Genomic DNA, 21,838 nt, shown 5'->3' with positions numbered 1-21,838 from the left:
CTTCTGGAGCAAACCATGGCCCGCAAAACCCCCATCGAGCGCTACCGCAATATCGGTATCTCTGCGCACATCGATGCCGGCAAGACCACCACGACCGAACGCATCCTCTACTACACCGGTGTGAACCACAAGATCGGTGAGGTGCATGACGGCGCCGCCACGATGGACTGGATGGAGCAGGAGCAAGAGCGTGGCATCACGATCACGTCCGCTGCCACGACCTGCTTCTGGAAGGGCATGGACCTGGCTCGTCCCGAGCACCGCATCAACATCATCGACACCCCGGGACACGTCGACTTCACGATTGAAGTCGAGCGCTCGATGCGCGTCCTGGACGGTGCCTGCATGGTCTATTGCGCCGTGGGTGGCGTGCAGCCCCAATCGGAAACCGTCTGGCGCCAGGCCAACAAGTACAAGGTGCCCCGCCTCGCGTTTGTCAACAAGATGGACCGCACCGGCGCGAACTTCTTCAAGGTCTACGACCAGATGAAGCTGCGCCTGAAGGCCAACCCCGTGCCCGTCGTGATTCCCATCGGCGCTGAAGAAAACTTCACCGGCGTGATCGACCTCATCAAGATGAAGGCGATCATCTGGGACGAGGCCTCGCAGGGCATGAAGTTCAGCTACGAAGAAATCCCGGCGGAACTGCAGGCCGAGGCCGTCAAATGGCGCGAAAACCTCATCGAGGCCGCCGCTGAGTCCAGCGAAGAGCTGATGAACAAGTACCTTGAGTCAGGCGACCTGACCGAAGAGGAAGTCATCACGGCCATCCGCAAGCGCACCATCGCTGCTGAAATCCAGCCGATGTTCTGCGGCACCGCCTTCAAGAACAAGGGCGTCCAGCGCATGCTGGACGGCGTGATTGACTTCATGCCTTCGCCGATCGACGTGCCGCCGGTTCCCGGCACGGACGAAGACGAAAAGGAAGTCGTGCGCAGGGCCGACGACAGCGAGAAGTTCGCTGCATTGGCGTTCAAGCTGATGACCGACCCCTACGTCGGCCAGCTGACCTTCGTGCGCGTCTACTCGGGCGTGCTCAAGTCGGGCGACTCGGTCTTCAATCCGATCCGCGGCAAGAAGGAGCGCATCGGCCGGATTCTGCAGATGCACGCCAACCAGCGTGAGGAGATCTCGGAAATTCTGGCTGGCGACATCGCTGCCTGCGTGGGCTTGAAGGACGTCACGACGGGCGAAACCCTGTGCGACCCGGAAAGCATCATCACGTTGGAGAAGATGGTCTTCCCGGAGCCGGTGATCTCCCAGGCGGTCGAGCCCAAGACCAAGGCCGACCAGGAAAAGATGGGTATCGCCCTGGGCCGCCTGGCCAAGGAAGATCCGTCCTTCCGCCTGCGCACCGATGAAGAGTCGGGCCAGACCATCATTTCCGGGATGGGCGAGCTGCACCTCGAAATCATTGTCGACCGCATGAAGCGTGAGTTCGGCGTGGAAGCCAACGTCGGCAAGCCGCAAGTGGCCTACCGCGAAACCATTCGCAAGACTGCCACCGACGTCGAAGGCAAGTTCGTTCGCCAGTCCGGCGGCAAGGGCCAGTACGGCCATGTGGTGCTGACCGTCGAGCCGCAGGAGCCCGGCAAGGGCTTCGAGTTCGTCGATGCCATCAAGGGCGGTGTGGTCCCGCGCGAGTACATCCCGGCGGTCGAGAAGGGCGTTGTCGACACGCTGCCGAATGGCGTGCTGGCCGGCTATCCGGTCGTGGACGTCAAGGTCACGCTGACTTTCGGTTCCTACCACGATGTGGACTCGAACGAAAACGCGTTCAAGATGGCTGCTTCGATGGGTTTCAAGGAAGCCTGCCGCCGCGCCAGCCCGGTCATCCTTGAGCCGATGATGGCCGTGGAAGTCGAGACGCCGGAAGACTACGCCGGTACGGTCATGGGCGACCTGTCCAGCCGTCGCGGTATGGTGCAGGGCATGGACGACATGGTCGGTGGTGGCAAGGTCATCAAGGCCGAAGTGCCGCTGAGCGAGATGTTCGGCTACTCGACGTCGCTGCGTTCGGCCACGCAAGGCCGCGCCACGTACACGATGGAGTTCAAGCACTACTCCGAGGCGCCCAAGAACGTTGCTGACGCCATCATCACGGCGCGCGGCAAGGCTTGATCCGCGCCTGAGAAGAATCGTCTTCGCAGCGCTCCGCCCGTTCGGCCAGTCGGCGGGAATCACGGGCGCTGTGGAAACGCTAAACCAACAGACTGACGAGACGCTCTTTTTGGAGATTTGAAATGGCAAAAGGCAAGTTTGAACGTACCAAGCCCCACGTGAACGTGGGCACGATTGGTCACGTCGACCACGGCAAGACGACGCTGACGGCAGCGATCGCGACCGTGCTGTCCAAGAAGTTCGGCGGCGAGGCCAAGGCCTACGACCAGATCGACGCGGCGCCGGAAGAAAAGGCCCGCGGCATCACGATCAACACCGCCCACGTCGAGTACGAGACGGCCAACCGCCACTACGCGCACGTTGACTGCCCCGGCCACGCCGACTATGTCAAGAACATGATCACCGGTGCCGCCCAGATGGACGGCGCCATCCTGGTGTGCTCGGCCGCTGACGGCCCGATGCCCCAGACCCGCGAACACATCCTGCTGGCCCGCCAGGTTGGCGTGAAGTTCATCATCGTCTTCCTGAACAAGTGCGACATGGTCGACGACGCCGAGCTGCTCGAGCTGGTCGAAATGGAAGTGCGCGAGCTGCTGTCCAAGTACGACTTCCCCGGCGACGACACCCCCATCATCAAGGGTTCGGCCAAGCTGGCCCTCGAAGGCGACACGGGCGATCTGGGCGAGCAAGCCATCATGCGCCTGGCCGACGCGCTGGACACCTACATCCCCCAGCCGGACCGTGCCATCGACGGCGCCTTCCTGCTGCCGGTTGAGGACGTCTTCTCGATCTCCGGCCGCGGCACCGTCGTGACCGGTCGCGTCGAGCGCGGCATCATCAAGGTCGGCGAGGAAATCGAAATCGTCGGCATCCGCGAAGTCCAGAAGACCACCGTCACCGGCGTCGAAATGTTCCGCAAGCTGCTCGACCAGGGTCAGGCAGGCGACAACGTCGGCATCCTGCTGCGTGGCACCAAGCGTGAAGACGTCGAGCGCGGCCAAGTGCTGGCCAAGCCCGGCTCGATCAAGCCGCACACCCACTTCACGGCTGAGATCTACGTTCTCAGCAAGGAAGAGGGCGGCCGCCACACGCCGTTCTTCAACAACTACCGTCCCCAGTTCTACTTCCGCACGACGGACGTGACCGGTGCCGTGGAGCTGCCCAAGGACAAGGAAATGGTCATGCCCGGCGACAACGTCGGCATCACGGTCAAGCTGATCGCGCCCATCGCCATGGAGACGGGCCTGCGCTTCGCCATCCGTGAAGGCGGCCGCACCGTCGGCTCGGGCGTCGTCGCCACGATCCTCGCGTAATCACTGCGTGACCGTGCATCGGGCGGCTGCCGCCCGATGCGCCCCCGCTCTTTAAGGAACCGTCATGCAAAAGCAAAAGATCCGCATCCGCCTGAAGGCGTTCGACTACAAGCTGATCGATCAGTCGGCGCTCGAGATCGTCGAGACCGCCAAGCGCACCGGCGCCATCGTCAAGGGTCCCGTGCCCCTGCCGACGCGCATGGAGCGTTTCGACATCCTGCGTTCGCCGCACGTCAACAAGACGAGCCGCGACCAGTTCGAGATCCGCACTCACCAGCGTCTGATGGACATCGTTGATCCGACCGACAAGACGGTCGACGCGCTGATGAAGCTCGACCTGCCAGCCGGCGTCGACGTCGAAATCAAGCTGCAGTAATTCGCCGAGCCTTCGAGCTCGCGAATCCATGGCCCCGCCCTGTGTCGACAGGAGCGGGGCCATGTCTTTTGGGCCTCGTATGCTGATGCTTGCATCGAGTCCATGCGGCGGGCTATACTCGCCAGCTTTCCTGGGCTCGCGTATGCGTGCTTGGGGGTTCGCGCACTGTCGTTCTGCGGCATTGCAAAGTCAGCCCGGCCAATCGATGTTGGGTGTTCGCAATAGCTTCCGAGGCCTGAACGCAAGTTTTGGCCGACGCGGCTGGAGAAAAAACATGAGTCTGAGCAACCGTCTCGGTTTGCTGGGCCGCAAGGTGGGCATGATGCGCATCTTCACGGACGATGGCGATGCCATCCCTGTGACGGTGCTGGATGTGTCCAACAACCGCGTGACCCAGGTCAAGACCCTAGAGATCGACGGCTACAGTGCCGTTCAAGTGGCATTCGGTACGCGCAAGGCATCGCGCGTCACCAAGCCCGAAGCCGGCCACCTCGCCAAGGCGGGTGTTGAAGCCGGTGAAATCCTCAAGGAATTCCGCGTCGAAGCCGACGTCGCAGCCCAGTACCAAGCTGGTGCCGCCGTCCCGGTGACCTTGTTCGCCGCTGGCCAGCTGGTCGACGTGCAGGGCACGTCAATCGGCAAGGGCTTTGCAGGCACCATCAAGCGCCACAACTTCAGCTCGCAGCGCGCGTCGCACGGCAACAGCCGTTCGCACAACGTGCCGGGCTCGATCTCGATGGCGCAGGACCCGGGCCGCGTGTTCCCGGGCAAGAAGATGACCGGTCACATGGGCGACGAAACCGTCACCACCCAGAACCTGGACATCGTGCGCGTTGACGAGGCTCGTCAACTGCTGCTGGTCCGCGGTGCGGTCCCGGGTTCCAAGAACGGCCACATCGTCGTTCGCCCGGCCGTCAAGGTCAAAGTCAAGAAGGGAGCCAACTGATGCAGCTCGAGCTCCTGAACGAGCAGGGTCAGGCCACCGCCAAGGTGGAAGCGCCTGACACCATCTTCGCTCGCGACTACAACGAAGCCCTGGTGCACCAGGTGGTCGTGGCCTTCCAGGCCAACGCCCGCCAAGGCACCCGCGCCCAGAAGGACCGTGAACAGGTCCATCACTCGACCAAGAAGCCTTTCCGCCAGAAGGGCACCGGCCGCGCTCGCGCCGGCATGACCTCGTCGCCGCTGTGGCGCGGCGGCGGTCGCATTTTCCCGAACATGCCTGACGAGAATTTCTCGCACAAGCTGAACAAGAAGATGTACCGCGCCGGCATGGCCGCGATCCTGTCGCAACTGGCCCGCGAAGGCCGTCTGGCCGTGGTGGATTCGATCTCTGTCGAAGCCCCCAAGACCAAGCTGCTGGCCGCCAAGTTCAAGGCCATGGGCCTGGACTCCGTGCTGGTCATCTCCGACGTCGTCGATGACAACCTGCTGCTGGCTTCGCGCAACCTGGCCAATGTGCTGGTTGTCGAGCCGCGCTACGCCGACCCCCTGTCGCTGGTCTTCTACAAGAAGGTGCTGGTGACCAAGGCTGCGGTCGAGCAACTCAAGGAGATGCTGGCATGAGTGTCACCAAATACTCCGAAGGCCGTCTGGCTTCCGTGCTGCTCGCGCCCATCGTGTCCGAGAAGGCCACGCAGATTGCCGAGAAGCACAACCAGGTCCTGTTCAAGGTCCTGCGCGACGCCACCAAGCCCGAGATCAAGGCCGCAGTTGAACTGATGTTCAAGGTCGAGGTCGAGTCGGTCAACGTCGTCCAGGTCAAGGGCAAGACCAAGCGCTTCGGTGGCCGTGCCGGCCGCCGTGACCATGTCAAGAAGGCCTATGTGGCCCTCAAGGCGGGTCAAGAGCTCAATTTCTCCGGGGAGGCCGCGTAAATGGCCATCGTCAAAGTCAAACCCACCTCGCCCGGTCGCCGTGGCGTCGTCAAGGTCGTGCACAAGCATCTGCACAAGGGCGCGCCCCATGCAGCCTTGCTTGAGCCGCAAATCCAGAACTCCGGCCGCAACAACAACGGCCACATCACGATTCGCCACAAGGGCGGTGGTCACAAGCACCACTACCGCGTGGTCGACTTCAAGCGCAACAAGGACGGCATTCCGGCCAAGGTCGAGACCATCGAGTACGACCCGAACCGTACCGCCCACATCGCGCTGGTGGTGTACGCCGACGGCGAGCGCCGCTACGTGATTGCCCCGCGCGGCCTCGAGGTGGGCGCGACCATCCTGAGCGGCGCGGAAGCGCCGATCAAGGCGGGCAATACGCTGCCGATCCGCAACATCCCGGTGGGCTCGACGATCCATTGCATCGAGCTGCAGCCTGGCAAGGGCGCCCAGATGATCCGTTCGGCCGGCACCTCCGCCGTGCTGATGGCTCGTGAAGGGGTCTACGCCCAGATCCGCCTGCGCTCCGGCGAGGTCCGCCGCGTGCATGTCGACTGCCGCGCCACTATCGGTGAAGTGAGCAACGAAGAGCACAGCCTGCGCCAATACGGCAAGGCCGGCGCGATCCGCTGGAAGGGTATCCGTCCGACCGTTCGCGGTGTGGCGATGAACCCGGTGGATCACCCGCACGGTGGCGGCGAAGGCCGCACTGGCGAGGGCCAGGTCCCTGTGTCGCCGTGGAACACCCTGACGAAGGGCTACCGCACTCGCAACAACAAGCGCACGCAGACCTTCATCGTCTCGCGTCGCAAGAAGTAAGGGCTAGGCCATGACTCGTTCACTGAAGAAGGGCCCCTTCGTTGACCACCATCTGATGGCCAAGGTCGACAAGGCTGTTGCCATCAAAGACAAGAAGCCCATCAAGACCTGGTCGCGCCGCTCGACGATCCTGCCCGAGTTCATCGGTCTGACGATCGCCGTACACAACGGCAAGCAACACGTGCCGGTTTATGTGTCCGACCAGATGGTCGGCCACAAGCTGGGTGAATTCGCGCTGACCCGCACCTTCAAAGGCCATCCGGCCGACAAGAAGGCCGGGAAGAAGTAAGGATGCCAACGATGGAAACCAAAGCAATCGTTCGTGGCGTTCGCCTCTCCTGTGACAAGGGTCGCCTCGTGGCTGACCTGATCCGCGGCAAGAAGGTGGACCACGCGCTCAACATCCTGGAATTCACCCAGAAGAAGGCCGCTGTGATCATCAAGAAGGCGCTGGAAAGCGCCATCGCCAACGCCGAGCACAACGACGGCGCTGACATTGATGAGCTCAAGGTCACCTCGATCTACGTCGAGCAGGGTGCCACGCTGAAGCGCTTCTCGGCTCGCGCCAAGGGTCGCGGCAACCGCATCAGCAAGCCCACCTGCCACATCTTCGTGGCCGTCGGCAACTAAGGCGCAAGAAGACTATGGGACAAAAAATCCATCCGGTTGGCTTTCGCCTTCCTGTCACCCGTAACTGGGCTTCGCGCTGGTACGCGAACAACCAGAACTTCGCCACGATGCTGGCCGAAGATCTGCGCGTTCGCGAGTACCTGAAGGCCAAGCTCAAGAATGCCGCCGTGTCGCGCATCCTGATCGAGCGTCCCGCCAAGAACGCCCGCATCACGATCTACTCGGCTCGTCCGGGCGTCGTGATCGGCAAGAAGGGCGAGGACATCGAGGCGCTGAAGGCTGAGCTGACCAAGCGTCTGGGCGTGCCCGTCGCGGTCAACATCGAAGAAGTGCGCAAGCCTGAAGTCGATGCCCAACTGATCGCCGACTCGATCACCCAGCAGCTCGAAAAACGCATCATGTTCCGCCGCGCCATGAAGCGCGCAATGCAGAACGCAATGCGTCTTGGCGCGCAGGGCATCAAGATCATGTCCGCCGGCCGCCTGAACGGCATCGAAATCGCTCGCACCGAGTGGTATCGCGAAGGTCGGGTGCCCCTGCACACCCTGAAGGCCGACATCGACTACGGCTTCTCCGAAGCCAAGACCACCTATGGCGTCATCGGCGTCAAGGTCTGGGTCTACCGCGGTGACCGTCTTGCCAATGGCGAGGCTCCGGTCATCAGCACCCCCGCAGGCGCCGAAGACGATCGTCGCCCGCGCCGTAACGCCCGTCCGGGCGCCCCTGGTGGCCGTGGCCGTCCGGGTGGCGACCGTGGCCCGCGTGACGGAGCAGATCAGCCCGCTGCCGCCACCCCTACGGGTGACGCTGCCAAGCCCGCTGCCAAGCGCGTGGTCCGCAAGGTCCCCGCGGCTGGTGGTGAGGCCAAAGGAGAATAAACATGCTGCAACCCGCTCGTCGTAAATACCGCAAGGAGCAGAAGGGCCGCAACACGGGTGTTGCAACCCGAGGTGCTGCGGTGTCTTTCGGTGATTTCGGCCTCAAGGCCACCGAGCGCGGCCGTCTGACGGCCCGCCAGATCGAGGCGGCTCGCCGCGCGATCTCTCGCCACATCAAGCGTGGTGGTCGGATCTTCATCCGCGTGTTCCCGGACAAGCCCATTTCGCAGAAACCCGCCGAAGTCCGGATGGGTAACGGCAAGGGCAATCCCGAGTACTACGTGGCAGAAATTCAGCCCGGCAAGGTGATCTACGAGGTCAACGGCGTCCCCGAGACCCTGGCTCGCGAGGCGTTCACGCTGGCTGCTGCCAAGCTGCCGCTGCGCTGCACCTTCGTGGCCCGCCAGGTCGGCACCTGAGGAAGCACACCATGAAAGCAACTGAACTCCGCGCCAAGGACGTCACTGCCCTCGAGAAGGAAGTGACCGACCTGCTGAAGGCCCACTTCGGCCTGCGCATGCAAAAGGCCACCCAGCAGCTGACCAATCACAGCCAGCTGGGCAAGACCCGCCGCGACATCGCACGTGCCAAGACCATCCTGGCGCAAAAGAAGAAGGAGGCCACGAAATGACTGAGGCCCAAGTCCAAGCCAAGAACACGCGCACCCTGGTGGGCCGCGTGGTCAGCGACAAGCGCGCCAAGACGGTCACCGTCCTGGTCGAGCGTCGTGCCAAGCATGAGCTCTACGGCAAGATCGTGGCCCGTTCGCGCAAGTACCACGCCCATGACGAAAAGGGCGAGTACAAGAACGGCGACGTGGTCGAGATCAGCGAAGGTCGTCCGATCTCCAAGACCAAGAGCTGGGTCGTGACTCGCCTGGTCGAGAAGGCCGAGATCGTCTAAAGACCCCGGTCGCATGACCGCTGCACAACCGGCACGCTGGGCAACTGGCGCGCCGGTTTTTCATTTTCAGAACACTCAATCAGGAGCGACACCATGATCAAAGTTGGCGACAAGCTGCCCGCAGGCAGCCTGCAGGAATTCATCGAAGTCGAAGGCGAGGGCTGCTCGCTCGGCCCCAACAGCTTCGACATCGAAAAGGCGACGGCGGGCAAGACCATTGCCATCTTCGCCTTGCCTGGTGCCTTTACGCCGACTTGCTCGGCCAAGCATGTGCCGGGCTATGTCGAGTCGGCGGAGGCGCTGCAGGCGGCGGGTGTTGACGAGATCTGGTGTGTATCGGTCAATGATGCCTTCGTCATGGGCGCCTGGGGCCGTGACCAGAAGACTGCCGGCAAGGTGCGCATGATGGCCGACGGCAGCGCCGCCTTCACGAGCGCGACTGGGCTGACGTTGGACCTGACAGCCAAGGGTATGGGTGTGCGCTCGCAGCGTTACTCCATGCTGGTCAAGGACGGTGTCGTCAAGACACTGAACGTCGAAGACCCGGGCAAGTTCGAGGTCAGCGATGCGGCAACGATGCTGGCGCAGGCCAAGGCCGCCTAGCAATTGGAGGCGTGCGCGGGCCGGGAGCGGCCGGCCGTGCAAATACTTCGGCGTCAGGCATTGACGCCTCAAGTGTTCTCGCTGCATAATGCGCAGCTTCGCCGAACGCCAGCGCTCCTGCTACGCAAGAGCCCAAGGCTGGCTTCGGATCCGCCCTCAAACCGTTGGGCAGCAAGTGGCGCAAAGCTGCAGGCTGTTTGACTTACGGGCCCAAGACTGACCGACGCGACGCGCCCGCAAGGGTGTTGCAACTCGGGGCAAGTTGGGGACAGACATGATCCAAATGCAATCGCGGCTTGATGTCGCGGACAACACTGGTGCGAAGTCCGTTCAGTGCATCAAGGTGCTGGGCGGCTCCAAGCGCCGCTATGCGCACATTGGCGACATCATCAAGGTCAGCATCAAAGAAGCTGCTCCGCGTGGTCGCGTGAAGAAGGGCGAGGTCTACAGCGCCGTGGTGGTTCGTACCGCCAAGGGCGTGCGCCGCCAGGACGGCTCGCTCGTCAAGTTCGACGGCAATGCCGCCGTGCTGCTCAATGCCAAGCTGGAGCCGATCGGCACCCGCATCTTCGGCCCGGTGACGCGCGAACTGCGCACCGAGCGCTTCATGAAGATCGTGTCGCTGGCGCCCGAGGTGCTTTGAGCCCCCACTGTCTGAGGTAAGCCATGAACAAGATTCGTACCGGCGACCAGGTCATCGTGCTGACCGGCCGCGACAAGGGTAAGCGCGGCACCGTGTCCGCCCGCACCGATGTCGACCACGTGGTGGTTGACGGCATCAATGTCGTCAAGAAGCACGTCAAGCCCAATCCCATGAAGGGCACCACCGGCGGCGTCGTCGACAAGACCATGCCTATCCATCAATCCAACGTGGCGATCTTCAACGCCGCTTCCGGCAAGGCTGATCGAGTGGGCGTCAAGCTCGTCGACGGCAAGCGGGTGCGCGTGTTCAAGTCGACCGGCGAAGAGATCAAGGCTTAAGAGGTCCGACATGGCTCGTCTTCAAACGCATTACCGCGAAAACATCGTGCCCGGCCTGGTCGAGAAGTTCGGCTACAAGTCGGTCATGGAGGTGCCTCGCATCACCAAGATCACGCTCAACATGGGTGTGAGCGAGGCCGTCGCCGACAAGAAGGTCATGGACCACGCTGTGAGCGACCTGACCAAGATCGCCGGCCAGAAGCCGGTCGTCACGAAGTCGAAGAAGGCCATCGCCGGCTTCAAGATCCGTGACGCCGTGCCCATCGGCGCGATGGTGACGCTGCGTGGCGTCCAGATGTATGAATTCCTGGACCGCTTCGTGACGATCGCGCTGCCGCGAGTTCGCGACTTCCGGGGTATCTCGGGTCGCTCGTTCGACGGCCGCGGCAACTACAACATCGGCGTCAAAGAGCAGATCATCTTCCCCGAGATCGAATACGACAAGGTGGATGCTCTGCGTGGTCTGAACATCAGCATCACGACGAGCGCCAAGACGGACGACGAAGCCAAGGCTCTCCTGGCTGCGTTCAAGTTCCCGTTCAAGAACTGAGGTGATCTGTGGCTAAAACTTCCATCAAGCAACGTGAGCTCAAGCGCGAAGCACTCGTCGCCAAGTTCGCTAAGAAGTACGCAGACCTGAAGGCCATCATCGGCGACAGCAAGAAGTCGGATGAAGAGCGCTATGCCGCTCGCCTCGAGTTGCAGAAGCTGCCCCGTAACGCCTACCCGACCCGTCTGCGCAATCGTTGCGAACTGACTGGTCGTCCGCGTGGCACCTTCCGCAAGTTCGGTCTGGCCCGCAACAAGATTCGTGAACTGGCCTTCAAGGGCGACATCCCCGGTGTCGTCAAGGCCAGCTGGTAATCGGCCGATAGGAGTAATCGCAAATGAGCATGAGTGATCCCATCGCCGATATGCTGACCCGCATCCGCAATGCGCAGATCGTCGAAAAAACCAGCGTTGCAATGCCGTCGTCCAAGCTGAAGGTGGCGATTGCCAAAGTCCTGAAGGACGAAGGCTATATCGACGACTTCGCGGTGCGTGGCGAGGCTGCCCGCCCCGAGCTGGAAATCGCGCTGAAGTACTACGCTGGCCGCCCTGTCATCGAACGCATCGAGCGCGTTAGCCGTCCCGGCCTGCGCATCTACAAGGGCCGCCACGACATTCCTCAGGTCCAGAACGGCCTGGGTGTGGCGATCGTCACGACCCCCCAAGGCGTGATGACGGATCGCAAAGCACGTGCTGCCGGTATCGGCGGTGAAGTGCTCTGCTACGTCGCCTAAGCGAAGGAGTAGGAACAATGTCCCGCGTTGGAAAAATGCCGGTCGACGTCCCGCAAGGCGTGGATGTGACGATCGGTGCTGAGTCGATCAGCGTTAAGGGTTCGCTCGGCACGCTGGTGCGTACGTCGAACAAGCTCGTCACCGTCAAAAACGAAGCCGGCAAGCTGAGCTTCGTGCCCGCCAACGAATCGGCCGAAGCCGATGCGATGAGCGGCACGATGCGCGCGCTGGTCGCGAACATGGTCAACGGTGTCAGCAAGGGCTTCGAGCGCAAGCTGAACCTGGTCGGCGTGGGGTTCCGCGCCCAGGCCCAGGGTCAGAAGCTCAACCTTCAGATCGGCTTCTCTCACCCCGTGGTGAAGGACATGCCGGCTGGTATCAAGGTCGAGTGCCCGACCCAGACGGAGATCATCATCAAGGGCGCTGACCGCCAGGTCGTCGGCCAGATTGCCGCCGAGGTGCGTGCCTTCCGTCCGCCGGAGCCTTACAAGGGCAAGGGCATCCGTTATTCGGATGAGAAGGTCTCCCTCAAAGAGACCAAGAAGAAGTAAGGAGCAGCGCCATGATGACCAAGAAAGAACAACGCCTGCGTCGTTCGCGCCAGACCCGCGTTCGCATTGCGATCCAGCGCGTGGCCCGGCTGACGGTGTTCCGCTCCAACCTGCATATCTACGCCCAGGTCGTCTCCGACGATGGCGGCAAGGTGCTGGCGGCAGCTTCCACGGCCGAGAAGTCGGTGCGCGAGCAGTTGAGCAGCGGTGGCGGCAACGTCGCCGCCGCCACGCTGGTGGGCAAGCTGATCGCCGAGAAGGCCAAGGCTGCTGGCGTCGAGAAGGTCGCTTTCGACCGCTCGGGCTTTGCCTATCACGGCCGTGTCAAGGCCCTGGCCGAAGCAGCCCGCGAAGCCGGCCTGCAGTTCTGACGCATCAAGGAATAAGAAATGGCAAAGTTTCAACCCCGCGGCGCTCAGGCTGAAGGCAATGACGACGGCCTGAAGGAAAAGATGATCGCCGTCAACCGGGTCACCAAGGTTGTCAAGGGCGGCCGCACGCTGTCCTTCGCTGCTTTGACCGTGGTCGGCGACGGCGATGGCCGTATCGGCATGGGCAAGGGCAAGGCCAAGGAAGTGCCGGTTGCGGTGCAGAAGGCCATGGAGGCCGCCCGCCGCAACATGGTCAAGGTCAACCTGAAGAACGGCACCATCCATCACAACGTGGTGGGCGAGCACGGTGCTGCGCACGTCATCATGGCGCCGGCTCCTGCCGGTACAGGTGTCATCGCCGGCGGCCCGATGCGCGCCGTCTTCGAAGTGATGGGTGTGACCGACATCGTGACCAAGAGCCACGGTTCGACCAACCCTTACAACATGGTCCGCGCCACGCTGGATGCGCTCAAGCGCGCCACGACGGCGTCGGAAGTCGCTGCCAAGCGCGGCAAGACGGTTGAAGAAATCTTCAACTGATCGCCAAAGCGGAGCACAAGATGTCTGACAAGAAAACCGTGACGGTCAAGCTGGTGCGTAGCCCCATCGGCTGCCGCGCCTCGCACCGCGCCACCGTGGTCGGCCTGGGTCTGCGTCGGCTGAACAGCCAGAGCACCCTGGAAGACACGCCCGCAGTGCGCGGCATGATCAACAAGATCGCCTATCTGGTGCAGGTGCTCTAAGCACTGCTTGCCAAGAGGACAAGACGATGGAACTCAACACGATCAAGCCCGCACAGGGCGCCAAGCATGCCAAGCGCCGTGTCGGCCGCGGCATCGGCTCTGGCCTGGGCAAGACCGCAGGTCGCGGTCACAAGGGCCAGAAGTCCCGCGCTGGTGGCTATCACAAGGTCGGTTTCGAAGGCGGCCAGATGCCGCTGCAGCGTCGCCTGCCCAAGCGTGGCTTCAAGTCGCTGACGCTGAAGTACAACGCCGAGATCACGCTGTCGGACCTGCAAGGTCTGGCCGGCGACGAGATCGACGTGTCGACGCTCAAGGCTGTCGGCCTGGTGCCCCAGTTGGCCAAGTCGGTCAAGGTCATCCTGGCAGGTGCAATCGAGCGCAAGGTCACGCTCAAGGGCGTGAACGCCACGAAGGGCGCCAAGGCGGCCATCGAGGCAGCGGGCGGCTCGGTCGCTTAATCGATAAGGAACTGATCCAGCGTGGCTACCAACGCGAATCAGCTGGCCAAGAGCGGCAAGTTCGGCGACCTGCGTCGTCGGCTTGTGTTCCTGTTGCTGGCCCTGGTTGTCTACCGCATCGGGGCGCATATCCCCGTGCCCGGTATCGACCCGGTGCAGTTGCAGCAGTTCTTCAAGGACCAGGGTGGCGGCATCCTGGGGCTGCTCAACATGTTCTCGGGCGGCGCGATGTCGCGCTTTACCGTGTTCGCGTTGGGGATCACGCCCTATATCTCGGCTTCCATCGTGCTGCAGTTGATGACCTACGTGGTCCCGACTCTGGAGCAGCTGAAGAAGGAAGGCGAGGCTGGGCGTCGCAAGATCACCCAGTACACGCGCTATGCAACGCTGGGATTGGCGCTGTTCCAGAGCCTGTCGATTGCGCTCGCACTTGAAGGCTCATCCGGCTTGGTGTTGAGCCCAGGCTTTGGCTTCCGGCTGACGGCGGTCTCCAGCCTGGTGGCGGGCACGATGTTCCTGATGTGGCTGGGCGAGCAGATCACCGAGCGTGGATTGGGCAACGGCATCTCCATCCTGATCTTTGCCGGTATTGCTTCCGGCCTGCCGAGTGCAATTGGTGGACTGTTCGAGCTGGTGCGTACCGGTGCGATGGGCTACGGCGCGGCGCTGGTGGTGATCTCGCTGGTTGTGCTGGTGACCTACTTCGTCGTCTTCGTCGAACGGGGTCAGCGCAAGATCTTGGTGAACTACGCCAAGCGGCAGGTCGGCAACAAGGTCTACGGTGGTCAGTCTTCGCATCTGCCGCTGAAGCTGAACATGTCGGGTGTCATCCCGCCGATCTTTGCATCGTCGATCATCCTGTTGCCGACGACGGTGGTGAGCTGGTTTGCGACGGGTGACGGCTTGCGTTGGCTGAAGGATCTGGCAAACGCGGTCAGCCCGGGTCAGCCAATCTATGTGCTGCTGTATGCCTCGGCGATCGTGTTCTTCTGCTTCTTCTACACGGCGCTGGTATTCAACAGCCGTGAGACGGCGGACAACCTGAAGAAGAGCGGCGCCTTTATCCCCGGCATTCGTCCCGGTGACCAGACGGCCAGGCACATTGACAAGATCCTGTCTCGGCTCACGCTGGCTGGCGCGATCTACATCACACTGGTCTGCCTGCTGCCCGAGTTTTTGACCTTGAAGTACAACGTTCCGTTTTACTTTGGGGGTACGTCCCTGTTGATCATCGTTGTCGTGACGATGGACTTCTGGGCTCAGGTACAAAGCTACATCATGAGTCAGCAGTACGAATCACTGCTGAAGAAGGCCAGCTTCAAGCCCACCTGAGGGCCAGGAGCTGATCGTTAACCAAGATTGATTCCAGCAACACTCCTGAACGTACGGCATGGCGAAAGACGACGTCATTCAGATGCAGGGCGAGATTCTTGAGAACCTCCCCAACGCCACGTTCAGGGTGAAGTTGGAAAACGGGCATGTCGTGCTCGGTCACATCTCCGGCAAGATGCGGATGCACTACATCCGCATCCTCCCCGGCGACAAGGTGACCGTTGAACTGACACCCTACGATTTGAGTCGTGCTCGCATCGTGTTCCGGGCGAAGTGAGCTGTTTGAACCCCCGGACAAGCGTGTGAGCGCAGAAGAAGTTAGGCCAAGGAGCAGACCATGAAAGTTTCGGCATCCGTGAAGCAGATGTGCCGCAATTGCAAGATCATCCGCCGCAAGGGTGTGGTGCGCGTGATCTGTACCGACCCGCGCCACAAGCAGCGCCAGGGCTAAGCCCAGCGCAGCGCACGACAGGACTAGAGGACAACCATGGCACGTATTGCTGGTATCAACATTCCGCCGCAAAAGCACACTGAGATCGGTCTGACCTCGATCTACGGCATTGGCCGTACGACCGCCCAGAAGATCTGCACGAGCTGCGGTATTCCGTTCGACAAGAAGGTCAAGGACCTGAACGACTCCGATCTCGAAAAGATCCGTGACGTCGTCAACCAGATGACCATCGAAGGCGATCTGCGCCGTGAGCAGTCCATCAACATCAAGCGTCTGATGGACCTCGGTTGCTACCGCGGCTTCCGTCACCGCCGTGGCCTGCCGATGCGCGGCCAGCGCACCCGCACGAATGCCCGCACCCGCAAGGGTCCGCGCAAGTCGGCTGCGACCGGCAAGAAGTAAGCTGCCCGAACTGAAAGAAGGTCAATATGGCAAAGGCTCCCAACAATTCGGCGGCACAACGCGTTCGCAAGAAGGTTCGCAAGAACGTTGCTGACGGCATTGCGCACGTCCACGCCTCGTTCAACAACACCATCATCACGATCACCGACCGTCAAGGCGGCGCCCTCTCCTGGGCTTCGTCGGGTGGTCAAGGCTTCAAGGGCTCGCGCAAGTCGACCCCCTTCGCAGCCCAGGTGGCCGCTGAAGTGGCTGGCCGTGCGGCTCAAGAGCAGGGCATCAAGAACCTCGACGTCAAGATCAAGGGCCCCGGCCCCGGTCGTGAGTCGTCGGTGCGTGCCCTGGCTGCGCTGGGCATCCGCATCAACTCGATCTCTGACGTGACGCCGGTGCCGCACAACGGCTGCCGTCCTCAGAAGCGTCGCCGCATCTGATCCCAGTTCACCTTCGGTGACAGGGAAATTGCAGATTCGGATGACGGTGCGATAATCGCGCGTTTTCCCGGAGCCGGCGGGCACTCAGGTGCTGCGCCGGCTTCAGTCTTGAGTCGATCCCATTTGGATCCTCGTTTGGCGACGACTCACAAGCCCACCGTCCAAGCCCACAAAAACACTGGCTGGACTCGCGTCAGGCCACTCGGTTTCCGAGCCCCGACGTCAGATTGAACAAGGACACGCAAAGTGGCACGTTACCTCGGCCCCAAGGGCAAACTTTCCCGCCGCGAAGGCACCGACCTCTACCTGAAGAGCGCCCGCCGCGCCATCAGCGACAAGGTCAAGTTCGACAGCAAGCCCGGCCAGCATGGCCGCACCTCCGGCCAGCGCACGTCCGATTTCGGCCTGCAGCTGCGCGAGAAGCAGAAGGTCAAGCGCATGTACGGCGTGCTGGAGCGCCAGTTCCGCCGCTACTTCGCTGAAGCCGAGCGCCGCAAGGGCTCGACCGGCGTGAACCTGCTGCAGCTGCTGGAATCGCGCCTGGACAACGTCGTTTACCGCATGGGCTTCGGCTCGACCCGCGCAGAAGCCCGCCAGCTGGTTTCGCACAAGGGCGTCACGGTCAACGGCGAAGTCGTCAACATCGCGTCTTACCTGGTCAAGGCCGGTGACACCGTCGGCGTGCGTGACAAGGCCAAGAAGCAGCTGCGCGTGACCGAGTCGTTCAAGCTGGCGGACTCCATCGGCCTGCCGGCCTGGGTGACTGTCGACGGCAGCAAGCTCGAAGGCGTGTTCAAGAAGGCCCCGGACCGCGACGAGTTCGGTGCCGAGATCAACGAATCGCTGATCGTCGAGTTGTACTCGCGTTAATGATTTCCCCGCCGACCACGCCTCTCGAGGCGCGGTCGGCGTTTCCTCGTCCGGGTTTCCGCCTCATCGGGGCCCTTCGAAGGCTCAACCCGGCTGGTCCTCAGCCTTATCGGTGTAACGAACCGAGGGTATTGAAAGAAAGACCTCATGCAAACCAACTTGCTCAAACCCAAATCCATCAACGTGGAGCCCCTGGGCGGTCATCGCGCCAAGGTCACGCTGGAGCCGTTCGAACGCGGCTACGGTCACACCCTGGGCAACGCCCTGCGCCGTGTGCTGCTCTCGTCGATGGTGGGTTATGCGCCGACGGAGGTGACGATCGCCGGCGTGCTGCACGAGTACTCGGCCATCGATGGCGTGCAAGAGGACGTGGTTCACATCATGCTGAACCTCAAGGGCGTCGTCTTCCGCCTGCACAACCGTGAAGAAGTGACCCTCGTCCTGCGCAAGGAAGGCGAAGGCCCCGTCACCGCGGCCGATATCCAGACCCCGCACGACGTCGAGATCATCAATCCCGAGCACGTCATCGCCCACCTGTCGCAAGGCGGCAAGCTCGACATGCAGATCAAGGTCGAGAAGGGCCGTGGCTACGTGCCCGGCACGATGCGCCGCTTCGGTGACGAGCCGACCAAGAGCATCGGCCGCATCGTCCTCGATGCCTCGTTCTCGCCCGTCAAGCGCGTCAGCTATGCCGTCGAGAACGCCCGCGTTGAGCAGCGTACCGACCTGGACAAGCTGGTCATGGAGATCGAAACCAACGGCGCCATCTCGCCCGAGGAAGCGATCCGTGCTTCGGCCAAGATCCTGGTCGAGCAGCTCGCCGTGTTCGCACAGCTGCAAGGTACCGACCTGGTCGATGCCTTCGACCAGCCGGCCCAGCGCTCCAGCAGCTTTGACCCGATCCTGCTGCGCCCGGTCGACGAGCTCGAGCTCACGGTGCGTTCGGCCAACTGCCTGAAGGCCGAGAACATCTACTACATCGGCGACCTGATCCAGCGTACCGAGACCGAGCTGCTGAAGACCCCGAACCTGGGTCGCAAGTCGCTCAACGAAATCAAGGAAGTGCTGGCTTCGCGCGGTCTCACGCTTGGCGCTCGCCTCGAGAACTGGCCTCCCCAGGGTCTCGACAAGCGTTGATTTGATTTGAAGGAATGGGTGGCGCGTTGACCAACGCCACCCGGTGCACCCGCCAGTACCTGATCCGGCTGGCGGCATTAACGAAGTGAAAGGAAAAGCACCATGCGTCACCGTAACGGCCTCCGTAAACTCAACCGCACCAGCGCGCATCGCCAAGCGATGCTGCGCAACATGTGCGTCTCGCTGCTGCAGCACGAAGCCATCAAGACCACCGTCCCCAAGGCCAAGGAACTGCGTCGCGTCGTTGAGCCCCTGATCACGCTCGCCAAGGAACCCACGCTGGCCAACCGCCGCCTGGCTTTCGACCGTCTGCGCGACCGCGACATCGTCAGCAAGCTCTTCAACGAACTGGGCCCGCGTTTCAAGGCGCGTCCGGGCGGCTACACCCGCATCCTGAAGATGGGCTTCCGCGTCGGCGACAACGCACCCATGGCCTTTGTCGAGCTGGTGGATCGTCCTGAAGGCGAAACCGCTGGCGAAGCTGCGGAGTAAGCGTTTTCGCTCCGTCTGAAGAAGCCCGCCTCGAGCGGGCTTTTTCATGTCCGCGTCGGTGGCCTCCTACCCCCATCGCTCGCCAGGCCTGATTTGACGGTCTAGACCGCGGACGCATATTGGCTTCGCATGCGTGTGATCGGGCAGGCAGGCTGTGCCGGCCGCGCGTGAAGGAGCTTTCATGCCCAAGACTCATGGCAACCGCGCCGGTCCGGTGGCGCACAAGGTCAGCGATTTTGCGACGACCAAGTCGACGCAGGGCCAAACGCTCACCAAGCAGGCCAAGGAGCCCGCCCGCCAACCGGATGGCACTGCGCGCGACGCGCCCAAGGGACCGCCACAGCACAAAATCTGAGGAGCGCGCCGGAGGCACTCGAACGCCGGTACGCCGGTGGCGAGGAGATGCCCGACTTCATGTTCGGTGCCCTGGCTGCGCTCGGACGGGCTCTGGGCGCAACACCGGTGTCGAATGATCGAATGATCCAGCGCCCGACGCCGACGCCGACGCCGACGCGGACGCCGACGCCGCCGCGGCCGCTGCACCGCGGGTAGCGACATCGCGCGAGCGCCAGGCGCCCCATGACGCAGCCCCGCTGGGCGTTTGACGGGTGCCCTGTTGGGCCCGAGTGCAGTCCGAGTCTCACAGGCGAGGCAGCCAGTGCACGGCCCCTTCGCCGAGCACGGCGACGTCAGCGCCCCTGCGTGAGAGATCCTCGTGGCGCAGCGTCAATGCACCGGTCAGCCCCCCAAACGCTGGCAACACCAACGCATGGCGATAGCAGACGAAGCAGGGCCGCCGCAGGCGGTCGCCCGCGCGGCTGCCGATCAGCACCGCAGGATGCCAGTGGCCGGCCAGCGTGAATCCGGGCGCGCCGAGTGGCGGTGGCTCATGCGCGGCGGTCAGCGAGCCTAACGCCAGCGTTCCTTGCACCGCCTGCAAGGGCAGCCCCGGGGGATGGATACGCCGGTCATGGTTGCCCAGCACCAGGACCGTGGGTATGCGCTGCGCGAACACGGCCACCGAGTCGAGCAGCTCCGGCGTCAGCCCGTCGGCGCCGTGCCAGAAGTCGCCCAGCACGACCAATCGCGCGGCGTCGCGAGTCACCACGAGGTCGTACAGCCGCGCAAGCGTGCGGGCGCTGCTGCCCGCCGGCACGGCCAAGCCCTGAGCGCGGAAGGCGGCGCCCTTGCCGAGGTGCAGGTCCGCGGCGAACACGGTCCGCCGCGCCGGCCACCACACGGCGCCCTCGGGCAACAGCCACAGCGTCTCGCCCGCGGCATCGAGGCGCAGGCTCACCGCCGTCTCCGGCGCGTGCCGCGCTGTCTGGACTTCTCAGCCGGTTTGCCGAATGCGAGCTTCGATTCGACGTCGTCGGGCGCACGGCCACCCGCTGCCGCCTCCAGCTCGACGAGCATGCGCGACAAACGCTGCGCCAGCGACTCACTCGACGCCCGTTCCCGAAAGCGTTCCACCATCAACGGGAACGCCAGCGGTGTCGGCCGCGCCGGCTGTTGGATGAGCAGCTCCTGGGATGCCATGCGCCCCAAGGTGCGGCCCAGCGCGTCGACATCAAGCTCCGCCGACAGCAGCTCCGACTCGGCCTGGCGCAGCAGCCGGTTCTCGGGGTCGTGCTGCCGGAACACGTCGAAGTAGAGCGACGCCGACGCCTGCAGCTGCCGCTGGCTGCGCTGTTCGCCCGGATGGCTTTGGAAGATGAGCCCGGCGATGCGCGCAATCTGGCGGAAGCGCCGGCGCGCCAGTTCGGTGCCGTTGAGACCGGCGAGCACCTCGTCGCGCAGTGTCTCGCGGTCCACCGGCGCGAGGAGGTCGCGCAGCCGCGAAGGCCAGTCGATCTCGGTCGCGCTGAGCAGCTCCATGCCGTAGTCCGTGATCGCCATCGTGAACGTGGCCGGCGTCTGGCGGCCGGCGCGCCACGCCAACAGCGAGGCCAGTCCGAGGTGCACCACCCGGCCGGCGAAGGGGAAGAGGAAGAGATGCTGGCCCTCGTTGGAGGTCAGCACCTCCGCCAGCAGCCGGTGCGGGGCGGGCAGGGCCGACCATTGCGCCTGCAGCTTCAGCAGCGGCGCGACGAAGCGCATCTCGCGGTCGGTGAAGCGCCCTTGCGCCGCCTCGTCGAAGCGTTCCAGCATCGCATCGGCCAGCGTGTCCGAGATCGGGAACTGGCCGCCGTCCCAGCGCGGCAGCTTGGCCTTGTCGGGCTTGGCGACGCGCACATAGGCCGTCAGCCCCTCGATGCGGATCAGCTCCAGCGCCCGCCCGCCCAGCAGGAAGACGTCGCCGTTGCGCAGCCGCGCGATGAAGCTCTCCTCCACGGTGGCGATGCGCCCGCCGCCGAGGAACTGCACGCTGACGACCGCGTCCGACACGATGGTGCCGATGTTGCTGCGGTGGCGCCGCGCCAGGCGCGCATCGGGCACGCGCCAGACGCCCTCGCCGTCGGGCACCACGCGCTGGAAGTCCGGGTAGGCGCGCAGCGTCTCGCCACCGTGGCGTACAAAGGCCAGCGCCCAGGCCCAGGCGTCGTCGCCGAGTTGGCGGTAGCTCGGTGCGCTGCGCACCTCCTGCAGCAGGTCCTCGGGGCGAAAGCCGCCGCCGAGGGCGACGGTCACGAGGTGCTGCACCAGCACGTCCAGCGGCGCCTGCGGCGGCCGCCGCGGCTCGATGCGCCCGGCATTGACGGCCGCGCGCACCGCGGACGCCTCGACGATCTCCAGGCTGTGCGTGGGCACCATGGTCACGCGCGAGCGCCGGCCCGGCGCATGGCCGCTGCGGCCGGCGCGCTGCAGCA

34 protein-coding genes and 1 pseudogene are annotated in these 21,838 nt (G+C 63.4%); 33 read left to right on the top strand and 2 right to left on the bottom strand.

Annotated features, from left to right (window positions below; translation table 11 throughout):
• The first annotated feature begins 15 nt into the window (after positions 1-15).
• From fusA to ACT6S0_RS11660, 33 genes are all read left to right on the top strand, one after another.
• On the top strand, positions 16-2,121 hold the full coding sequence (gene fusA, locus ACT6S0_RS11820; RefSeq protein WP_444764032.1) for an elongation factor G: 2,106 nt from the start codon (positions 16-18) through the stop codon (positions 2,119-2,121).
• A 122-nt stretch (positions 2,122-2,243) separates the two neighbouring features.
• Complete coding sequence (tuf, locus tag ACT6S0_RS11815; RefSeq protein WP_444764031.1) at positions 2,244-3,434, top strand: elongation factor Tu; 1,191 nt, start codon at positions 2,244-2,246, stop codon at positions 3,432-3,434.
• Positions 3,435-3,498: 64 nt separating this feature from the next.
• The gene (gene rpsJ / locus ACT6S0_RS11810; RefSeq protein WP_056194266.1) at positions 3,499-3,810 is read left to right on the top strand and encodes a 30S ribosomal protein S10; all 312 of its coding nucleotides are present in this window, start codon (positions 3,499-3,501) and stop codon (positions 3,808-3,810) included.
• Positions 3,811-4,084: 274 nt separating this feature from the next.
• Positions 4,085-4,756: a 50S ribosomal protein L3 gene (rplC, locus tag ACT6S0_RS11805; RefSeq protein ID WP_444764030.1), complete on the top strand. Its 672-nt coding sequence runs from the start codon at positions 4,085-4,087 to the stop codon at positions 4,754-4,756.
• Positions 4,756-5,376 carry a 50S ribosomal protein L4 gene (gene rplD / locus ACT6S0_RS11800; RefSeq protein ID WP_056264761.1) on the top strand — a complete coding sequence of 207 codons (621 nt, stop codon included), beginning with the start codon at positions 4,756-4,758 and terminating at the stop codon, positions 5,374-5,376. Before rplC ends, rplD begins: the two co-directional genes overlap by 1 nt.
• Positions 5,373-5,687, top strand: a complete 315-nt coding sequence (gene rplW, locus ACT6S0_RS11795; protein ID WP_056264764.1) for a 50S ribosomal protein L23 — start codon at positions 5,373-5,375, stop codon at positions 5,685-5,687. Before rplD ends, rplW begins: the two co-directional genes overlap by 4 nt.
• Positions 5,688-6,512 carry a 50S ribosomal protein L2 gene (gene rplB / locus ACT6S0_RS11790; protein ID WP_444764029.1) on the top strand — a complete coding sequence of 275 codons (825 nt, stop codon included), beginning with the start codon at positions 5,688-5,690 and terminating at the stop codon, positions 6,510-6,512.
• A gap of 10 nt (positions 6,513-6,522) precedes the next feature.
• A complete protein-coding gene (gene rpsS, locus ACT6S0_RS11785) occupies positions 6,523-6,801 on the top strand; it encodes a 30S ribosomal protein S19 (protein ID WP_056194250.1) in 279 nt (92 codons plus the stop codon).
• Positions 6,802-6,812: 11 nt separating this feature from the next.
• Positions 6,813-7,142 carry a 50S ribosomal protein L22 gene (gene rplV, locus ACT6S0_RS11780; protein ID WP_056194291.1) on the top strand — a complete coding sequence of 110 codons (330 nt, stop codon included), beginning with the start codon at positions 6,813-6,815 and terminating at the stop codon, positions 7,140-7,142.
• A 14-nt stretch (positions 7,143-7,156) separates the two neighbouring features.
• Positions 7,157-8,020, top strand: coding sequence for a 30S ribosomal protein S3 (gene rpsC / locus ACT6S0_RS11775; RefSeq protein ID WP_444764028.1), 864 nt, complete (start codon positions 7,157-7,159; stop codon positions 8,018-8,020).
• 2 nt (positions 8,021-8,022) lie between these two features.
• Positions 8,023-8,439: a 50S ribosomal protein L16 gene (rplP, locus tag ACT6S0_RS11770; protein ID WP_056264769.1), complete on the top strand. Its 417-nt coding sequence runs from the start codon at positions 8,023-8,025 to the stop codon at positions 8,437-8,439.
• A gap of 11 nt (positions 8,440-8,450) precedes the next feature.
• Positions 8,451-8,651 carry a 50S ribosomal protein L29 gene (gene rpmC / locus ACT6S0_RS11765; RefSeq protein WP_444764027.1) on the top strand — a complete coding sequence of 67 codons (201 nt, stop codon included), beginning with the start codon at positions 8,451-8,453 and terminating at the stop codon, positions 8,649-8,651.
• Positions 8,648-8,923, top strand: coding sequence for a 30S ribosomal protein S17 (rpsQ, locus tag ACT6S0_RS11760; protein ID WP_056264775.1), 276 nt, complete (start codon positions 8,648-8,650; stop codon positions 8,921-8,923). Before rpmC ends, rpsQ begins: the two co-directional genes overlap by 4 nt.
• Positions 8,924-9,016: 93 nt before the next feature.
• A complete protein-coding gene (locus ACT6S0_RS11755; RefSeq protein ID WP_444764026.1) occupies positions 9,017-9,526 on the top strand; it encodes a peroxiredoxin in 510 nt (169 codons plus the stop codon).
• A 274-nt stretch (positions 9,527-9,800) separates the two neighbouring features.
• Complete coding sequence (gene rplN / locus ACT6S0_RS11750) at positions 9,801-10,169, top strand: 50S ribosomal protein L14 (RefSeq protein ID WP_056194233.1); 369 nt, start codon at positions 9,801-9,803, stop codon at positions 10,167-10,169.
• A gap of 23 nt (positions 10,170-10,192) precedes the next feature.
• Positions 10,193-10,507, top strand: a complete 315-nt coding sequence (gene rplX, locus ACT6S0_RS11745; protein WP_056264780.1) for a 50S ribosomal protein L24 — start codon at positions 10,193-10,195, stop codon at positions 10,505-10,507.
• A 10-nt stretch (positions 10,508-10,517) separates the two neighbouring features.
• The gene (rplE, locus tag ACT6S0_RS11740) at positions 10,518-11,057 is read left to right on the top strand and encodes a 50S ribosomal protein L5 (RefSeq protein ID WP_444764025.1); all 540 of its coding nucleotides are present in this window, start codon (positions 10,518-10,520) and stop codon (positions 11,055-11,057) included.
• A gap of 8 nt (positions 11,058-11,065) precedes the next feature.
• Positions 11,066-11,371: a 30S ribosomal protein S14 gene (rpsN, locus tag ACT6S0_RS11735; protein WP_444764024.1), complete on the top strand. Its 306-nt coding sequence runs from the start codon at positions 11,066-11,068 to the stop codon at positions 11,369-11,371.
• 23 nt (positions 11,372-11,394) lie between these two features.
• Positions 11,395-11,790, top strand: a complete 396-nt coding sequence (gene rpsH, locus ACT6S0_RS11730) for a 30S ribosomal protein S8 (RefSeq protein ID WP_056264788.1) — start codon at positions 11,395-11,397, stop codon at positions 11,788-11,790.
• Positions 11,791-11,807: 17 nt separating this feature from the next.
• A complete protein-coding gene (gene rplF, locus ACT6S0_RS11725; protein WP_444764023.1) occupies positions 11,808-12,341 on the top strand; it encodes a 50S ribosomal protein L6 in 534 nt (177 codons plus the stop codon).
• 11 nt (positions 12,342-12,352) lie between these two features.
• Positions 12,353-12,712, top strand: coding sequence for a 50S ribosomal protein L18 (rplR, locus tag ACT6S0_RS11720; protein ID WP_056264796.1), 360 nt, complete (start codon positions 12,353-12,355; stop codon positions 12,710-12,712).
• An 18-nt stretch (positions 12,713-12,730) separates the two neighbouring features.
• Positions 12,731-13,252 (top strand): 30S ribosomal protein S5, encoded by a 522-nt coding sequence (rpsE, locus tag ACT6S0_RS11715; protein WP_056264798.1) that lies wholly within the window; start codon positions 12,731-12,733, stop codon positions 13,250-13,252.
• A gap of 20 nt (positions 13,253-13,272) precedes the next feature.
• Positions 13,273-13,455 carry a 50S ribosomal protein L30 gene (gene rpmD, locus ACT6S0_RS11710; protein ID WP_056194210.1) on the top strand — a complete coding sequence of 61 codons (183 nt, stop codon included), beginning with the start codon at positions 13,273-13,275 and terminating at the stop codon, positions 13,453-13,455.
• Positions 13,456-13,481: 26 nt separating this feature from the next.
• Positions 13,482-13,913 (top strand): 50S ribosomal protein L15, encoded by a 432-nt coding sequence (gene rplO, locus ACT6S0_RS11705; protein WP_444764022.1) that lies wholly within the window; start codon positions 13,482-13,484, stop codon positions 13,911-13,913.
• Between the two features lie 21 nt (positions 13,914-13,934).
• The gene (secY, locus tag ACT6S0_RS11700; RefSeq protein WP_444764021.1) at positions 13,935-15,245 is read left to right on the top strand and encodes a preprotein translocase subunit SecY; all 1,311 of its coding nucleotides are present in this window, start codon (positions 13,935-13,937) and stop codon (positions 15,243-15,245) included.
• Positions 15,246-15,303: 58 nt separating this feature from the next.
• Positions 15,304-15,522: a translation initiation factor IF-1 gene (gene infA / locus ACT6S0_RS11695; protein ID WP_009855680.1), complete on the top strand. Its 219-nt coding sequence runs from the start codon at positions 15,304-15,306 to the stop codon at positions 15,520-15,522.
• 60 nt (positions 15,523-15,582) lie between these two features.
• Positions 15,583-15,696: a 50S ribosomal protein L36 gene (rpmJ, locus tag ACT6S0_RS11690; protein WP_056194202.1), complete on the top strand. Its 114-nt coding sequence runs from the start codon at positions 15,583-15,585 to the stop codon at positions 15,694-15,696.
• Positions 15,697-15,732: 36 nt separating this feature from the next.
• Positions 15,733-16,098, top strand: coding sequence for a 30S ribosomal protein S13 (rpsM, locus tag ACT6S0_RS11685; RefSeq protein WP_444764020.1), 366 nt, complete (start codon positions 15,733-15,735; stop codon positions 16,096-16,098).
• Between the two features lie 26 nt (positions 16,099-16,124).
• The gene (gene rpsK, locus ACT6S0_RS11680; RefSeq protein WP_056194196.1) at positions 16,125-16,529 is read left to right on the top strand and encodes a 30S ribosomal protein S11; all 405 of its coding nucleotides are present in this window, start codon (positions 16,125-16,127) and stop codon (positions 16,527-16,529) included.
• A gap of 246 nt (positions 16,530-16,775) precedes the next feature.
• Positions 16,776-17,399 carry a 30S ribosomal protein S4 gene (gene rpsD, locus ACT6S0_RS11675; RefSeq protein WP_444764019.1) on the top strand — a complete coding sequence of 208 codons (624 nt, stop codon included), beginning with the start codon at positions 16,776-16,778 and terminating at the stop codon, positions 17,397-17,399.
• 147 nt (positions 17,400-17,546) lie between these two features.
• Positions 17,547-18,536 (top strand): DNA-directed RNA polymerase subunit alpha, encoded by a 990-nt coding sequence (locus ACT6S0_RS11670; protein ID WP_056194188.1) that lies wholly within the window; start codon positions 17,547-17,549, stop codon positions 18,534-18,536.
• A 102-nt stretch (positions 18,537-18,638) separates the two neighbouring features.
• Entirely contained in the window at positions 18,639-19,028 is a 390-nt protein-coding gene (gene rplQ / locus ACT6S0_RS11665) for a 50S ribosomal protein L17 (protein WP_444764018.1), read from the top strand.
• Positions 19,029-19,209: 181 nt separating this feature from the next.
• A complete protein-coding gene (locus ACT6S0_RS11660; protein ID WP_444764017.1) occupies positions 19,210-19,383 on the top strand; it encodes a hypothetical protein in 174 nt (57 codons plus the stop codon).
• A 285-nt stretch (positions 19,384-19,668) separates the two neighbouring features.
• Here the strand turns inward: ACT6S0_RS11660 and pdeM are convergent, their stop codons facing one another.
• Together pdeM and ACT6S0_RS11650 are read right to left on the bottom strand one after the other, a co-directional pair.
• The gene (gene pdeM / locus ACT6S0_RS11655) at positions 19,669-20,325 is read right to left on the bottom strand and encodes a ligase-associated DNA damage response endonuclease PdeM (protein WP_444764016.1); all 657 of its coding nucleotides are present in this window, start codon (positions 20,323-20,325) and stop codon (positions 19,669-19,671) included.
• Positions 20,322-21,838: pseudogene (locus ACT6S0_RS11650) on the bottom strand (DNA ligase-associated DEXH box helicase); the annotation flags it as partial. The gene pdeM and the pseudogene ACT6S0_RS11650, both read right to left, overlap by 4 nt.

The organism is Roseateles sp., assembly GCF_052436255.1.
In the GTDB taxonomy this organism is placed as follows: Bacteria; Pseudomonadota; Gammaproteobacteria; order Burkholderiales; family Burkholderiaceae_C; genus Pelomonas.
This window is presented reverse-complemented; position numbering and strand designations above follow the sequence as displayed.